The sequence below is a fragment of the Rhodococcoides kyotonense genome (genome assembly GCF_001645385.1).
GTDB classification, from domain to species: Bacteria; Actinomycetota; Actinomycetes; order Mycobacteriales; family Mycobacteriaceae; genus Rhodococcoides; species Rhodococcoides kyotonensis_B.
Window position 1 is genome coordinate 26,984 of sequence record NZ_LVHI01000007.1, and the last position, 15,459, is coordinate 42,442.

At 66.4% G+C, this 15,459-nt stretch carries 15 protein-coding genes; 4 read left to right on the forward strand and 11 right to left on the reverse strand.

Annotated features, from left to right (window positions below):
* Positions 1–25: 25 nt before the first annotated feature.
* From A3K89_RS05550 to A3K89_RS26660, 4 genes are all read right to left on the reverse strand, one after another.
* Positions 26–616, reverse strand: coding sequence for a DUF2637 domain-containing protein (locus A3K89_RS05550; RefSeq protein ID WP_254303443.1), 591 nt, complete (start codon positions 614–616; stop codon positions 26–28).
* A gap of 168 nt (positions 617–784) precedes the next feature.
* A complete protein-coding gene (locus tag A3K89_RS05555) occupies positions 785–1,087 on the reverse strand; it encodes a WhiB family transcriptional regulator (RefSeq protein ID WP_068423077.1) in 303 nt (100 codons plus the stop codon).
* 150 nt (positions 1,088–1,237) lie between these two features.
* Positions 1,238–1,747 carry a gluconokinase gene (locus A3K89_RS05560; RefSeq protein WP_084423613.1) on the reverse strand — a complete coding sequence of 170 codons (510 nt, stop codon included), beginning with the start codon at positions 1,745–1,747 and terminating at the stop codon, positions 1,238–1,240.
* A 36-nt stretch (positions 1,748–1,783) separates the two neighbouring features.
* On the reverse strand, positions 1,784–1,897 hold the full coding sequence (locus tag A3K89_RS26660; RefSeq protein WP_167674241.1) for a hypothetical protein: 114 nt from the start codon (positions 1,895–1,897) through the stop codon (positions 1,784–1,786).
* Between the two features lie 316 nt (positions 1,898–2,213).
* On the opposite strand from A3K89_RS26660, the gene A3K89_RS05570 reads away from it, so the two are divergent.
* On the forward strand, positions 2,214–2,948 hold the full coding sequence (locus A3K89_RS05570) for a FadR/GntR family transcriptional regulator (RefSeq protein WP_254303444.1): 735 nt from the start codon (positions 2,214–2,216) through the stop codon (positions 2,946–2,948).
* Here A3K89_RS05570 and A3K89_RS05575 read toward each other — a convergent pair.
* The 6 genes from A3K89_RS05575 to A3K89_RS05600 all read right to left on the reverse strand — a co-directional run bounded on the left by A3K89_RS05575 (position 2,914) and on the right by A3K89_RS05600 (position 9,751).
* Entirely contained in the window at positions 2,914–4,089 is a 1,176-nt protein-coding gene (locus A3K89_RS05575) for a lipid-transfer protein (RefSeq protein WP_068423092.1), read from the reverse strand. The two genes, A3K89_RS05570 and A3K89_RS05575, sit on opposite strands and share 35 nt — an antisense overlap.
* Positions 4,086–4,466 carry a MaoC family dehydratase gene (locus A3K89_RS05580; RefSeq protein ID WP_068423095.1) on the reverse strand — a complete coding sequence of 127 codons (381 nt, stop codon included), beginning with the start codon at positions 4,464–4,466 and terminating at the stop codon, positions 4,086–4,088. Before A3K89_RS05580 ends, A3K89_RS05575 begins: the two co-directional genes overlap by 4 nt.
* Positions 4,463–5,383, reverse strand: coding sequence for a bifunctional MaoC family dehydratase N-terminal/OB-fold nucleic acid binding domain-containing protein (locus A3K89_RS05585; RefSeq protein WP_068423098.1), 921 nt, complete (start codon positions 5,381–5,383; stop codon positions 4,463–4,465). Before A3K89_RS05585 ends, A3K89_RS05580 begins: the two co-directional genes overlap by 4 nt.
* Positions 5,380–6,531: an acyl-CoA dehydrogenase family protein gene (locus A3K89_RS05590; protein ID WP_068423099.1), complete on the reverse strand. Its 1,152-nt coding sequence runs from the start codon at positions 6,529–6,531 to the stop codon at positions 5,380–5,382. Before A3K89_RS05590 ends, A3K89_RS05585 begins: the two co-directional genes overlap by 4 nt.
* Positions 6,516–7,529: an acyl-CoA dehydrogenase family protein gene (locus tag A3K89_RS05595; RefSeq protein WP_068423106.1), complete on the reverse strand. Its 1,014-nt coding sequence runs from the start codon at positions 7,527–7,529 to the stop codon at positions 6,516–6,518. The genes A3K89_RS05590 and A3K89_RS05595 overlap by 16 nt, the downstream gene beginning before the upstream one ends.
* 137 nt (positions 7,530–7,666) lie before the next feature.
* Entirely contained in the window at positions 7,667–9,751 is a 2,085-nt protein-coding gene (locus A3K89_RS05600; RefSeq protein WP_068423109.1) for an acyl-CoA dehydrogenase family protein, read from the reverse strand.
* A 92-nt stretch (positions 9,752–9,843) separates the two neighbouring features.
* Here A3K89_RS05600 and kstR point away from each other — a divergent pair, with 92 nt between their 5' ends.
* Together kstR and otsB are read left to right on the forward strand one after the other, a co-directional pair.
* Positions 9,844–10,524, forward strand: coding sequence for a cholesterol catabolism transcriptional regulator KstR (gene kstR, locus A3K89_RS05605; protein ID WP_068423112.1), 681 nt, complete (start codon positions 9,844–9,846; stop codon positions 10,522–10,524).
* A 74-nt stretch (positions 10,525–10,598) separates the two neighbouring features.
* Complete coding sequence (gene otsB, locus A3K89_RS05610; RefSeq protein ID WP_068423115.1) at positions 10,599–13,148, forward strand: trehalose-phosphatase; 2,550 nt, start codon at positions 10,599–10,601, stop codon at positions 13,146–13,148.
* A gap of 77 nt (positions 13,149–13,225) precedes the next feature.
* Here the strand turns inward: otsB and A3K89_RS05615 are convergent, their stop codons facing one another.
* Positions 13,226–14,314: a LacI family DNA-binding transcriptional regulator gene (locus A3K89_RS05615; protein ID WP_068423118.1), complete on the reverse strand. Its 1,089-nt coding sequence runs from the start codon at positions 14,312–14,314 to the stop codon at positions 13,226–13,228.
* A 127-nt stretch (positions 14,315–14,441) separates the two neighbouring features.
* Between A3K89_RS05615 and A3K89_RS05620 the strand changes: the two genes are divergently transcribed.
* Entirely contained in the window at positions 14,442–15,422 is a 981-nt protein-coding gene (locus tag A3K89_RS05620; protein WP_068423121.1) for a metal ABC transporter solute-binding protein, Zn/Mn family, read from the forward strand.
* Positions 15,423–15,459: the final 37 nt, after the last annotated feature.

Here is a 15,459-nt window from a genome sequence, read left to right on the forward strand (position 1 = left end):
GCGTCGCACCGGGCAGTCACCGCCGTCACGGGGCCTCGACCGGGTACAGGTCGTCGACCCGCTGCTCGTCGAGAATCCAGCGGTCGACGTCTTCCAGCGGCTCGGCGGTGAGCTCGGCAGGAGCCGCATGGGTGCCCGTGATGGGTTCGGTGCGCGCGGCGGGTTCGGTACGCGCGATCGGTGCCGTGACTCGATCGGCGTCCGGTTGTTGCGAGACAGCAGGTTTCACGGGAAACTGCTCGAATTCGTTCCACGACAACGGTTCCGCCGACTGTTCTACGTCCGTTTCCGGTGTTCGCGACGGAATTCGCACCAGTATTCCGAGCCCGTGCGTCGCCGCCAGCAGACTCACGGGCGCAACGGTCGCGATGGCTGCGGACAGCGCCGGATGCAGGACACCCGCGTGAGAGATGAACGCATGCAGCGCATTTGCGCCGATACTGACCAGCGCCGCGATGACCAGGACCCACCAGAAGAAGCGTCGACCACTGCGTTGCTCCTCGAACTGCGCCAGCGTGATGACCGAGATGGTCGCCTGCAGGATGGTGCCGTCGACGATGACGGGCCACAGCCAGGACAGACTAGCGGCACACCCGCCATGGTGGCCAGATCCCACAGCGCAGCGAAACTCAGGACGAACGACGCGATGCCGATGACCGTGGTGATGACGACCGCACTGACGAGCGTTGCACGTAGGACCTTGTTCATGGGTCGACATCTTGCAGGACCCCACCGACAAGGTCAGGCGTGAAGCCCGCGGAATGACCGCCATACCGGTCGAGACTCAGGCCGGCGTCGATTCCGTGCGGTAGTAGTCGGCGCGGTCGTGAGCAGACATGCCGCCCCACACGCCGTAGGGTTCGTTGGCCGACAACGCGTGCGACCTGCATTGTGCGAGAACGGGACAGCGTCCGCAGACAGCCTTGGCCTTTTTCTCACGCAGCGCTCGCGCTCGTCCGCGTTCGCCTTCCGGATGGAAGAAGACCGAGGAATCGTAGCCGCGGCACAAGCCGTGAAGTTGCCAATCCCATACGTCGGCACACGGAACCGGAAGTTCGACCGGCCGAGAGGGTGCACCTCTCACCATGGATGTCTCCTCATCACTCGAGCGCCGACTCGAATTCGTGATCAGCTTGCTGCACGGCCAGTGCCGTGAACCAGTTCACTATCTCCGATTCGACATACTTTTCGCAAGACAATCATTCATTTGTAATACGTAAAAACCAGCGCCGCTGCTTCATTCAGCACCGGCCTTGTCGCCGAACCGACTTTCCACTTCGGCGATGATCGTGGCCGCGACATCGGCCGGAGGCGGACCGACGTCGATGACGATTGCCTGCTCGTCGGGTTCGATCGGCTCCAGCGTCGACAATTGCGTGTCGAGAAGCGAACTCGGCATGAAGTGGTCCATGCGCGCATTGAGTCGCCCGCTGATTCGGTCCCGCGATCCGGCAAGGTGCACGAACACCACATTCCCGTTCGAACCATTTCTCAACACATCTCGGTAACTGCGTTTCAGAGCCGAACACGTGACGATTCCCGGTTCACCCGCGGCGGTGTGCGCCCTGATCCAGTCGGCGATCTTCTCGAGCCACGGCCATCGATCCTCGTCGGTCAATGGAACGCCCGACGCCATCTTCTCGACGTTCGACGCCGGATGCAGATCGTCGCCTTCTTCGAGATCCCACTTCAAAGCGCCCGCGAGAATGCCTGCGACAGTGGACTTTCCCGAGCCGGAGACGCCCATCAGAACCAGAACGGGGTATTCGGAGCTCACGTCAGATCACCACGCTCGACGCCGGCACGCCGCCAGGCCTGCCACCGAGTTCACGCATTCCACCACGCTCCATGTCTTCGGGTTCTGCTCGACGGTTGTACCCAGAAATTTTCGGGCCAACCAGAACTCGCCGTCGTTCGTGTGCCACGAATGCGCCGAGGCCGACGGCGACGATTTTCGCGGTCGGCGAGACGGGCAGGTGAAGTGTCGGCAGGGCGGCGAGCGCGACGCCCCCGAGACGATCGGCTGACGCGGCGGGATCGCCCGCAGCCTGGGCAGGTGCTGTGAACATGTTCGCTTCCGTATCGAGAGGTGGTGTAGCCCGTGCCTGCACGGTGATGCGGCTCACTATGCCTAATCATATGCCGATTGGCAAGAGCATGCTTAATTCGTACTATGAATGCGGCGGACCGTTGGTCCGTGGCACGATCGTCCGGTGGCAACCGAAACGGGGTCGGAGTTTCTGCAGTTGCACGATTCCGTCCTGGAGAAGCTAGGACTGGACATCGTGGGCGGCACCGTGCCCGCGGGCACGAGAATTTCGGCCGACGATGTCGCCGCACGTTTCGAGGTGTCACGCACCGTCGTGCGTGAGGTGGTCCGGGTACTGCAATCCCTCGGCTTGTTGACCGTGCGCCGACGCGTCGGAATCACGGTCCAGAGCTCAGACCAGTGGAACTCGCTCGATCCGCTCGTGATCCGCTGGCAGCTCGCCGGGCCCAATCGAGCCGAGCAGTTGTCGATTCTCAGCGAGGTGCGATCGGGCATCGAGCCGCTGGCGGCGCGACTGGCCGCCGAGCGAGCGACCCCCGAACAGTGCGGACAGCTGACGGCCGCGGTCATCGGAATGTCGGCCACATCGCGAGCCGCGGATTCCGACGCGTACCTGGCGCACGATTCCGACTTCCACCGCACGTTGCTGGCCGCGTCGGGAAATCCGATGCTGCGGTCGATGTCCGACATCATCGTCGAAGTGCTCGCCGGCCGGACCCGTCACGATCTGATGCCGCATCGAGCCGATCCGGAGGCCGTTCGCTTGCACGGCCTCGTCGCGTCGTCGATTCAGGCGGGCGACGCCGCGGCGGCCGAGGCAGCGATGTTCGAGATCGTGACCGAATCGTCGACCGCGATGCTGGCTAACGATGCTGGGACAGAACAAGACCCGACGTAGGTACGCCGGTTCCCGCGGTCACGAGCACGTGGTCGACGTCCGATACCTGATTGACCGACGTGCCGCGAATCTGGCGTACTGCCTCCGCGATTCCGTTCATTCCGTGGATGTAGGCCTCGCCCAGCTGCCCGCCGTGCGTGTTGAGCGGCAGTCGCCCGCCGAGTTCGATGGCCCCGTCGGCGACGAAGTCCTTCGCTTCGCCGCGTCCGCAGAACCCCAACTCCTCCAACTGCATCAGCACGTAGGGCGTGAAGTGGTCGTAGAGAACCGCGGTCTGCATGTCCGACGGCCCGAGCCCGGACTGCGCCCACAATTGATCTCCGACGAGCCCCATCTCGGGCAGACCTGTCATCGCATCCCGGTAGTAACTGGTCATGATGTACTGATCCGCGCCGCTCCCCTGCGCCGCGGCGGTGACGACCGCTGCCGGATGTGGCAGGTCCCGCGCGCGTTCGACCGACGTCACGACGAGGGCGACACCGCCGTCGGATTCCTGGCAGCAGTCGAGCAGGTGCAACGGTTCGGCGATCCATCGCGAGTTCTGATGGTCGTCCAACGTGATCGGCTTGCCGTGGAAGAAAGCAGCAGGATTGTTCGCTGCGTGTGCGCGGTCGGCGACCGCGACGCGTCCGAAGTCCTCGCTCGTCGTGCCGTAGACGTGCATGTAGCGACGCGCGATCATCGCCACCATCGACGCGGGCGTGCCGAGCCCGTGCGGATACGACCACCCGGCATCGACGCCCGACGACGTCGGGACCTGCGCGAGATGCGCTGCAACCTGGCCGAAGCGAGCGCCCGACCGTTCGTTGAACGCGCGATACGCGACGACGACGTCCGCGACACCCGTCGCAACAGCCATCGCGGCCTGCTGGATCGTTGCGCACGCGGCACCGCCGCCGTAGTGAATGCGGCTGAAGAACGTCAGATTCGGGATGCCGACGGCCCTCGCGACGGCCGTCTCCGTGTTGGTGTCCATCGTGAACGTCGTCAGGCCGTCGACGTCGTCGGGACTCAATCCCGCGTCGTCCAACGCCGCGGTCACGGCCTCTGCAGCCAGTCGAAGTTCGCTGCGCCCGGAGTTCTTGGAGAAGTCGGTCGCACCGACCCCGACGATCGCGGCTCTGCCGGACAACGCGTTCATGCCAGCCTCACCGTCGCGACGATGTGGTCCCCGAGGGAGTCCTTCCCGACGACGTCGACGGTGACCTCGCCGTCCTCGACCTTCGTGACACTCCCCGACAACGTCAGCGTGTCGTACGCATACCAGGGCACACCGAGTTTCAGAGCGATCGAACGCAGCACGACCGACGGACCGGCCCACTCGGTGACGAACCGCTGAACGAGTCCCGTATCGGTGAGGATGTTGACGAAGATGTCCTTCGATCCGCGCGCGACGGCTTTGTCGCGGTCGTGGTGAACGTCCTGAAAGTCCCTCGTGGCCAACGCAGTCGACACGACGAACGTGGGATCCGCCGTGATCTGCAGTTCCGGCAGCACGTCACCGACCGACGCGATCATCCGACTGCCCGCCAGACCGGTAGCGTGAGATCGTCGTCGATCCGAACGAATTCGACCTGTACCGCAGAACCGATTGCGACATCGGACGGTTCGACTCCCCGCAACTCTCCGAGCATTCGCACCCCTTCCTCGAGTTCGACGAGCGCGACGACGAACGGCAGTGTCCGGCCCGGCACCGCGGGCGCATGATGAACGACGTAGCTGAACACCGTCCCCTTACCGCTCGCAACGACGTAGTCGACGGGCTTGCTCTTGTCCTGCCAGATCGCCGGAATCGGCGGGTGCCGGAGCGAGCCGTCCTGCACCCGTTGCATTCTCAATTCGCCGATCTTCGTTCCCTCCCAGAAGAATTCGGTCTCCTGCGAGGCGACCGGTCGAATCCGATCGGAGGGGACCGCCGAGGCGTCGGAGGCCGCCGGCGCGAACTTGAGGACCCGAAACACCATGTCCGCGACAGGTTCTTCCCCGACGTACCACGTGTTCAGTACCGTCACGAACCACCCGAGCCCGAGGCCGGTCTTCTTCGGTCCGACGACGGTGTCGAGTCGAGACCGCAGTGAAACCTCTTCTCCCAAGCGGAGATAGCGATGGTAGGTCTGCTCGCAGTTCGTCGCGACGATCGACGTGAAGCCCGCGTCGTCGAGAATGTCCATGATCCGGCCGAGCGGGTCGTCGCCCGATCGCGGTCGGTGCAGCCCGCCCATCGTCCACACCTGCGCCATCGCGGGCGGAGCGACGACGCCGTCGTGACCGGCGGCACGTGCAGCGCCGGCGTCGACGTAGATGGGGTTGGTGTCGCCGATCGCCTCGACCCAGTTGTTGATCATCGGCTGATTGATCGGGTCGCGTCCGTGACGTGGTGACGACTCACCCTCGGCAGCAATCTTTTTCGCGGCCTCCAGAATCTCCTCGCTCATCGGATCACCCGGGGCAATCCGAGGCCCGCGGTCGCGATCAGCTCGCGCATCACTTCGTTGACGCCGCCGCCGAACGTGATGACGAGGTTGCGCTTGACCTGTTTGTCCAACCACGTCATGAGGTGCGCGGTGTCGGCGTCCGTCGGATCGCCGTACCGTCCGACCATCTCCGTCGCGAGCCTGCCCACTCGCTGGACACGTTCCGTGGCGAACACCTTCGTGGCCGACGCGTCGGCGATGTCGACGGCGTCGCCGCCGCTGGACGCGACCTGCCAGTTCAGCAGTTCGTTGATGCGAGACGTGGCGTGGATGTCGCCCAGCGCTCGTCGCACGTCGGGTTCGCCCAGCAGATCGTGCGCGTGCGCCCACTCGCGCACCCGTTCGTACAGACCTGCGATGCGACCGGCCGGTCCGAGCATGACCCGTTCGTGGTTCAGCTGCGTCGTGATCAGTCGCCAGCCCTCGTTCTCCTCGCCCACCCTCATGTTCACCGGCACACGAACATTCGAGTAGTACGTGGCGTTGACGTGATGGGCGCCGTCACACGTGATGATGGGTGTCCACGAATAGCCGGGGTCGGTCGTGTCGACGATCAGCATCGAGATTCCGCGGTGGCGCGAATCCGCAGGCCCGGTGCGCACCGCGAGCCAGATGTAGTCGGCGTCGTGGCCACCCGTGGTGAAGATCTTCTGGCCGTTCACGATGTACTCGTCACCGTTGCGCACCGCCGTCGTGCGCAGCGATGCGAGGTCGGTGCCCGCGTCCGGTTCGGTGTACCCGATCGCGAAGTGCACGTCGCCCGCGAGAATCGCCGTCAGGAACTTGTCCTTCTGGGCGTCGGTTCCGTACTTCTGCAGAGTGGGCCCGACGGTCTGCAGCGTGACCGCGGGTAACGGAACGTCTGCTCGCGCAGCCTCGTTCACGAAGATCGACTGTTCGACCTCACCGAAACCGCGGCCACCGAACTCCTTCGGCCATCCGACTCCGAGCCAGCCGTCGGAACCAAGTTGCTTGACGATGCGGCGGTAGGTCGGACCATGCCGTTCGGTCATCATGGTCTCGGCGTCGGCTTCGCTGACGAGATCGGCGAAGTAGTGCCGCAACTCGGCCTGCAGTTCGGTCTGCTCTTCGGTCAGTTCGACGAACATGCCGCCCCCACGAGGTCGAGTCGATACGAAGCTCCGCCGACGAAGCGAGCGAGATCCTGTGCAGCCGAGAAGTATCGGTGCATCGGGTACGTGGCGTCGACGCCTACCCCGCCGTGCAGGTGATGGCACATCTGCATGGCCGTCGGTAGTTCGTTCGCGATCCAGTACGCGAGCACGTCGCTGTCGTCGCCGGGGCTGTTCGTCGACGCCTGCCATGCGACCGACGCGGCCGCGACGTGCAGCGTTCGGGCGGTGACGTAGACATCGGCGATCTCGCCTGCGACCGCTTGGAACGTCGCCAACGGTTTGCCGAACTGACGACGATGCGCGAGGTGGCGCGCGGTGAGGTCCACTGCGCCTGCCGCGAGACCGTCGGCCACGGCGCCGATCGCCGCGAGTGCGCACCGGTGCAGCCCCGCAAGATCGTTCGTGACGAATTCACCTGCAGTCCTGTCGAATTCGACAGCGTACTCGGGATCGTCGCCGGACGCGGGAGTGCGCGTCACGTGGACACCGTCCGCGGCCGGGTCGACCAATACGACACCCGACGACGTCGGCACCAGAATGCGGCTCGCGTGCTCAGCGTACGGAACGGCGATCTTCTTGCCGGTGATGCGGAGGCCGTCGCCGTCCTGTTCGGCTTTCGTCGAGGGCCGCGTCGGGAAAGCACTGCCCGGTTCCATCAGTGCGGCTGTCAGCATGCAGCCCGGCGTCACGATGCGTTCGACGAGACTCGGATCGGCCAGCGTGACAAGCGGAACGATGCCGAATCCGATCGTCGCGAGCTCCGGGCCGACTGCCGCCGCCGCGGCGAGTTCGGTGAGCACGGCCGCCGCGTCGAGCACCCCGAGACCGTCACCGCCCAGCGATTCCGGGAGCAGCATCGAGAACAGACCCGCGTCCGCCATCGCGTCGTGAAGATTCGGCTCGCCGCGCGCGAGCAGCGCAGTGACCATCTCGGCCACGGTCGTCTGGGTCTCTTCTCTCGCGAAATCCACGTTCGAGTACCTGCCTACCGTCGAAGGAAACGAGTAGAACGTGTTCTATTTTTAACACCGATCGGTGTGGCTGCGCCACCCGGGCGCGGATAGTTGATCTCTGGACCGACTATCCGCGCACGGGCCGCGAAGCCGCACTACCGCGGCAGACCGAGAATCCGCTCGGCCGCGACGGTCTTCAGAATCTGGGTCGTACCACCCGCGATCGACAGGCAGCGCGTCAGCAACATCTCCTTCGCGAGCGGTCCTTCGACCGCGCCCGCACGTCCGGCGGCCTCCAGGGCGAACTCGGCCAGGTCCTGCCGGTGCACGACGCCGACGAGTTTGGCGACGCTCGATTCCGGACCCGGATCCTGACCGCCGAGGCGTCGTAACGCGGTGCGAAGTTCGAGGACCGAGCCGACCTGGCCCTCCGCGATGAGGCCGCCCAGCCGGTCGCCCAGCACCGCGTCGTCGGCGTCGTTCGTCGCGGTGATCGCGTCCTCCAGCGCCGAACCGAGGGCAGATCCGCTGCTCATCGCGACCCGCTCGTTGGCGAGCGTCGTCCGAGCGAACCGCCACCCGTCACCCGGCCGCCCGACGAGGCAGTCGTCGGGAACGACGACGTCGTCGAGGAACACCTCGTTGAAGACGGCGTCGCCGGTGATCTCCCGCAACGGTTCGATGCGAATACCGGGCGTGCGCATGTCGACGAGGAAATAGCCGATCCCCTTGTGCTTGGGTGCATCGCGATCGGTGCGGGCCAGGCAGATCGCCCAGTCCGCGTCGCGCGCGAGCGAGGTCCAGATCTTGTGCCCGCGCAACCGCCAGCCGCCGTCGACCTGCGTGGCGGTCGTGCGCAGCGACGCGAGGTCCGATCCCGCCTCAGGTTCGCTGAACAGCTGGCACCACGTGATGTCGCCGCGCAACGTCGGCCGCGCGAATCGGTCGATCTGCTCGGCGGTTCCGTGCTCGAGGATCGTCGGCACGGCCCACCACCCGATGACCAAGTCCGGAGCCGACAGACCGGCCGACGCAAGTTCCTCGGCGACGAGCAGCTGCTCGGCTGCTCCCGCATCCCGGCCGTAGGGGCTCGGCCAGTGCGGAGCCGCCAAGCCGGACTCGGCCAGCGCGACGCGTGGATCGTCGGCACGGGAGATCGCGTCGACCTCGACTCTGACTGCGTCGCGTACCTCGGCCGTGTCGCCGAGATCGACCGCGAGCTGACGTCGCACGCCGGCACGCGACAGCTCGGTCACCCGTCGGCGCCACCACGACGCGCCTCCCAGCAGCTGCCGCAGCGACAGCGCCCGACGCAGGTAGAAGTGCGCGTCGTGCTCCCACGTGAAGCCGATTCCGCCCAACACCTGAATGCAATCCTCGGCCGTCGCGACGGCCGCGTCGACACACACCGCGGCGGCGACGGCGGCAGCGAGAGCGAATTCGGCCGTGTCCGTGTCGGCCGCAACGGCGGCGTCCCACGCTGCAGCCCGTGCCTGCTCGACGCGGCACAACATGTCGGCGCACAGATGCTTGATCGCCTGGAAGCTGCCGATCGCGGCGCCGAACTGCTCGCGCGTCTTCGCGTGGTCGACGGCGGTTCGCAGACACCAGCCCGCGACGCCTGCGGCCTCGGCCGCGTACAGCGTCACAGCGAGATCGCGGACGTGATCGACATCGACGTCGCGCACCACCCGAGCCGGCGCCGCGGTGAGCGTCAACCTCCCGACCGGCGTGCTGCGGTCGACGCCAACCATCACCTCGACTTTCACGCCGGGGGCGTCCGCGGCGACGAGACACCACCGCTCCCCGGCGTCGGTCGAAGCAAGAACCAGAACGTCGACGCCGTCCGCGAGGCCGGACACGACGTCGAACTGCCCGTCCAGCACGAGCACGCCGTCCTGACTTCGGCTCGTGGCCCTCTCGGGCGGCAGCACGAGCGCACACGGGCCGTCACCCGCTCCGACGATCGCCGACACGGCCGTCGCCACGACGGGTCCCCCGACGAGGCCCGCGCCGATCTCCTCGACCATCGCGGCCAGGTCGACGACGGTACCGCCCGCCCCGCCTGCATCATCGGGCACCGCGACCGAGAACACGCCAAGCTCCTCCAGCCCACGCCATGAGGTGCGCCACGCTGCCGTTTCGTCGGCGCGTAAAGTAACTATCGGTGTTGTCCGGGACACCCACGATCGCACCGATTTCTGGGCATCACGCTGGTCCTCGGTCGTGGCAATCGTCACAGTGAAACCCCAGCTCTCGAGATGACTTGAACTGCTAGAACGTGTTCTAATACGCTAGCTGGTCAAGCTCGAGGTACGAAGGAAAACCAAAGATGACCTCATCATCTCGGCCGGGCGTCTCCGAGCCCGCCGACAAGAACGGAGCCCCGGCGTCGACACCGACGCCGCTGCGTTCCGTCGGCGTTCTCAGCGACGACGACCTGAGCTCCGCCGCACAGCGCGAGCGTCGCAAGCGCATTCTCGACGCCACCCTCGCCCTTGCGTCCAAAGGTGGCTACGAGGCCGTGCAGATGCGCGCTGTCGCGGAACGGGCCGACGTCGCCGTCGGAACTCTGTACCGCTATTTCCCGTCGAAGGTGCACCTGTTGGTGTCCGCGCTCGCACGGGAATTCGAGAAGATCGACTCCCGTCGCAAACTCCCGCCCGGTCAGACCCCGCAGGAGCGCATGCACCTGATCCTGGGGCAGATCACACGGGCGATGCAGCGTGATCCGCTCCTCACCGAGGCGATGACGCGAGCCTTCATGTTCGCCGACGCGTCCGCCGCCGCCGAGGTCGATCAGGTCGGTCGCCTGATGGACCGGCTGTTCGCGAAGGCGATGAGCGACGGCGAGCCAACGGACTTGCAGCTCAGCATCGCTCGCGTCATCAGCGACGTGTGGCTGTCGAATCTGGTGGCGTGGTTGACGCGTCGATCCTCGGCCACCGACGTCGCGGCACGGCTCGAACTGACTGTCGACCTTCTCCTCGGCAACGGCAGAGCGCTCGACTGACGCCTGGGCGACGCACCATCAGCGGGTGACGTCCGGGTGAGCCGGACTCGCCGCCATCGCCTAGGTTTGAACCCGTGACTGCACAGGATCTGCCGCTGGAACTTCGCCGCGCCCTGATCGGCGTGGCCAGAACGCCACGACTGCTCGTCACCTCGGACTACGACGGGACGATGGCGCCCATCGTGTCCGATCCGGACAAGGCGTTTCCGCACGCCGAGTCCGTCAACGCGATGCGTGGCCTCGCGACGCTCGCCGCCACGACCGCGGCCGTCATCTCCGGCCGCGCGCTGCGTGATCTGGCGACGCTGTCCCGGCTTCCGGCCGAGGTCCACCTCGTCGGAAGTCACGGAAGCGAATTCGACGTCGGCTTCATCCATGCCATCGACGACAAGGCCAAGAACCTGCTCGCGATCATCTCGGAGGAGATGAAGTCGATCGCTGCCCGCTTCCCGGGTGTGAGCGTCGAAACCAAGCCTGCAAGTGCCGCTCTGCACGTGCGCAACGCCGAAGCCGGCGACGCGGAACGAGCCCTCGCCGCGGTCCGCGAGGGCGTCGCGACACGGGAGGGTGTGCAGGTCACCGAAGGCAAGGCCGTCATCGAACTGGCCGTCATCGTCACCGACAAAGGCGCAGCGCTCGACATTCTGCGTCACCAGGAAGCTGCGACGGCGGCGGTCTTCTTCGGCGACGACGTCACCGACGAGAAGGCGTTCGCGCGGCTGCACGGCCCCGACATCGGCGTCAAGGTCGGCACCGGCGACACGGCGGCGGAGTTCCGCATCGAGAACACCGAGCAGGTGTCCCTCGCGCTCGCGTTCCTGCTCGAGCAGCGACGCCAATGGCTTTCGGGTGCCGACGCACCGCGCATCGAGCGTCTGACGATGCTCGCCAGCCCGAACGCCGTCGCACTGGTGACTCCCGACGCGACGATGACGTGGCTCTGTCATCCGGAACCGGATGCGGCAGCGATCTTCGCCCACCTCCTCGGCGGCGACGGCGCGGGCCACTTCAGCATCGGGCCGACGCGAGCCGCACTGCCGCTGAGTCAGCAGTACGTCGACAGCACGATGACGGTACAGACGAAGTGGTCGAGCCTGCAGGTCACCGACTATCTGCCACACGACGTTCCGACCGGCCAGACCGCGTTGACGCGTGTCGTCACCGGCAAGGCGACCGCCGTCGCGACGTTCGCGCCTCGTCCCGAGTTCGGAAAGGTCTGGGTCCGACTCGAACCCGAGACCGACGGTCTCCGCATCCACGGCACCGCCGACGCGATGGTGCTGCGCAGCCCCGGCGTCAAGTGGAACGTCGTCTCCGACGGCGCGCAGCAGACGGCGCATGCCGAGATCGATCCCACCGACGGTCCCGTCGTTCTCGAATTGCGCCTCGGTACAGACGATCTGGGCCCGGCACGCCTGTCCGAGCCCGAGCGCCGTGAGCTGTCCGAGAGCTACTGGCGCGACTGGGTCGGCGGTTTGTCGTTGCCACCGCTCAAGCGCGACCTGATGAAGCGTTCGGCGCTGACGCTCCGCGGGCTCGTGCACGCCGACTCCGGATCGATCATGGCCGCTGCGACGACGTCACTGCCCGAGGAGATCGGCGGCGTCCGCAATTGGGATTACCGCTACTGCTGGCTCCGCGATGCAGCCCTGACCGCGTCGGCCCTCGTGGGCGTCGGGTCGCTGAACGAAGCCGAGAACTACCTGTCCTGGATTCACGGTGTGCTGCAATCGGTTCCGGGTCCCGAGCGTCTGCACCCGCTGTACACGATCTGGGGTCTCGGACTCCCGCCGGAGGCCGTCATCGACGAGCTGCCCGGCTACGCAGGATCCCGACCGGTACGCGTCGGCAACGCGGCGAACCAGCAGGTGCAGCTCGACGTGTTCGGCCCGATCGTCGACCTCGTCTCGACGCTGTCCCACGCCCGTCAGGCCCAGGGTTTGCACGGCAAAGAGGCTCTCTCCGAAGAGGATTGGTCACTCGTGCGTGCGATGGTGGAGGCCGTCGAACGCCGGTGGTCCGAACCCGATCACGGCATCTGGGAGATCCGCGGCAACCCGCGTCACCACGTGTACTCGAAGGTGATGGGGTGGATGACACTCGACCGGGCACTCATGCTCGCGAATTCCTTCGACCGCGAGATCGAACCCGGCTGGCAGGCGTTGCGCGACGTCATCCGCGCCGAGGTTCTGGACCAGGGCTGGAACGACGAGGTCCAGTCGTTCACCGCCGCCTACGACGGCACCGACCTCGACGCGGCCACGCTGCACATCGGACTGTCCGGACTGATCGACCCATCCGACCCCCGATTCGCCGCGACGGTCACCGCGACCGAGGCCGAGCTGCGCAGCGGCTCGACCGTGTACCGGTACCACCACGACGACGGTCTCCCCGGCGGTGAGGGCGGCTTCCACCTCTGCGCGGCCTGGCTCGTCGAGGCGTACCTCCTCATCGGGCAGCGATCGGAGGCGGAGGCGTTGTTCGCTCAACTGGTCAGCGCTGCCGGGCCGACGGGTCTGCTCAGCGAGGAGTACGACCCCGTCGCCGAACGGTCCCTCGGCAATCACCCGCAGGCGTACAGCCACCTCGGGCTGCTGCGGTGTGCGGCGTTGTTGAGTGCCTGAGCGCGCCCATTTCGGCATCGATGGCCCGCGGCATCCTGTAGACGGTTGCCGCGGCGCATCGATGCGTGGGATTCTCGCTAGCTCGGCGGCGCAGCGGCCGTCCGCCCCTTGACCAGTTCGGTCGGCAGGATCTCTGTCGCCATGACGCCGGAATGCGACGTCGAGAGCAGTAGCGTGCCCGCGCGTCGACCCTTCTCCTCGGCGTCCTGCCGCACGGTGGTGACGTTGTCGCGAATCGCGTCCTCGACGCCGTCGAACCCGGTGACCGTGAGCTGTCGCGGCACGTCGATGCCCGACACCTTCGCGAAATTCAGCGCACCGAGCGCGAGGACGTCCGTGGTGCACAGCAGCGCCGTCGTGTCGCGATTCGCCTGAAGTGCTTGCGCCGCAGCCGAATGTCCCGAGCGCTTGTTGTGTTCGAATCGTTCGACGACGGTCAGCGTCTTCGGATCGAGACCTGCTTCCTCCATCGCCTCGTGCACCCCGGCGATGCGCTCGCGCTGCACGTGAAAGTGGCTGTTTTCCAGGCGCTTCGGCGGTACGACGCCGTCGCGGCGGTCGCGTCCGAGCCGCATGCACAGCACGGCGATGTGTTCGTGCCCGAGGGCGATGACCTGTTCGGCGATCAACTTCATCGCGGCACGGTCGTCGATGGCGACGAGGGCGGCCTCGGGGACACCGCGAGGCTGGTCGCAGATGACGATGGGAAGGTGCCGTTCGCGCACGGCCGCGAGGTACGGGTCGTCGTCGGCGACGGAGTAGACGACGAAACTGTCGACACCGGCCTGCTGGACGACGGCGGCAGCCCCGGTGTCGTCGCGATCGGGGCCCGCAGGGATGAGCAGCAGACCCTGGCCGGCCGCCTCGCACGACTCCGCGAGACCGGCGAGGAACGCCATCGCAGCCGGGTCGCGGAACGAGTAACTGAGCGCTTCGGTGAGCAGCAGGCCGACGGCTCCCGCCTTGCGCGTGCGCAGTGAGCGGGCGACAGGATCCGGTCCCGCGTATCCGCGTCTCTTCGCTGCCATGAGGACGCGTTCGCGCAGCTCAGGCGACAACTGATCGGGCCGGTTGTACGCGTTCGACACCGTGGTGCGGGACACCTTCAACTCGGCGGCGATCGACGCCAACGTAGCGGGGCGACGCGGCTCCCTCGACCTGGACATACGGGGACGTTAGCCGCAAAGGCGGTGGTTGTGAAAATTGACCGATTCGATCCTCGGACCGTCGGTCGCTAGAGTACAACGGAAACGGTTTCCAATTGCGTTTATAAGTAGCCTCGAGGAGCACCCCGTGCGACCGAAATTCCGTAACACCTATGCCGTGCTCGGTCTGACCTGCGCCGCGGCTCTCACGCTCGGCGCCTGCAGCTCCGACGACGCCGAGAGCTCGGGTTCGGCGCCCGCATCGCCGGTCGACGGACCGATCACGATCGTCGCGTCCACCAACGTGTGGGGCAGCGTCGCGCAGTCCGTCGCAGGCGATCTGGCGACCGTCGACTCGATCATCGCCGACCCGTCCGCCGACCCGCACTCGTACGAAGCGAGCGCAGGCGACGCCGCGAAGGTCGCCGAAGCATCGCTCGTCGTCTACAACGGCGGCGGATACGACGAGTTCATCGAGGACATCCTCGGCAGCGAAGGCAAGAACGTCCCGTCGGTGAACGCGTACGACCTGTTGGACAGCGATCATGCGCACGAGGAATCCACGCAGGCGCCCGCCGACGATCACGGCCACGACCACGGCGAGAACAACGAGCACGTCTGGTACGACGCGGAAGTCGCCGCTGCGACCGCGGAATCCATCGCGGAGAAGCTCGGCCAGCTCGACCCGGACAACGCCGCGCAGTACACCGCCAACGCCGAGACGTTCCACGACCAGGTTCACGGCATCACCGACGTCACGTCGAAGATCGCCGCGGACCATCCGGACGCACCCGTCGCGCAGACCGAGCCGATCGCGCACTACCTGATCGAGACGTCCGGGCTCGACGACGTCACCCCGGACGACTTCAAGAACGCCATCGAAGAAGGCAACGACCCGTCACCCGCGTCGATCGCCGAGACGCGTGATCTGTTCGCGTCGAACTCCGTCCGGGCGCTCGTCTACAACGTGCAGACCGTCGACTCGGTCACCGAGGACATTCGCAGGACGGCCGAGGCAGCGGGCGTCCCCGTCGTCGAGGTCACCGAAACGCTCCCCGAGGGCATGACGTACATCGAGTGGCAGACCAAGGCCGCGCAGGATCTCCAGGCTGCGCTGAGCGCATCCTGACTCGGCCGGCTCGGCCGGTTACTGGAAAGCTGTAGAA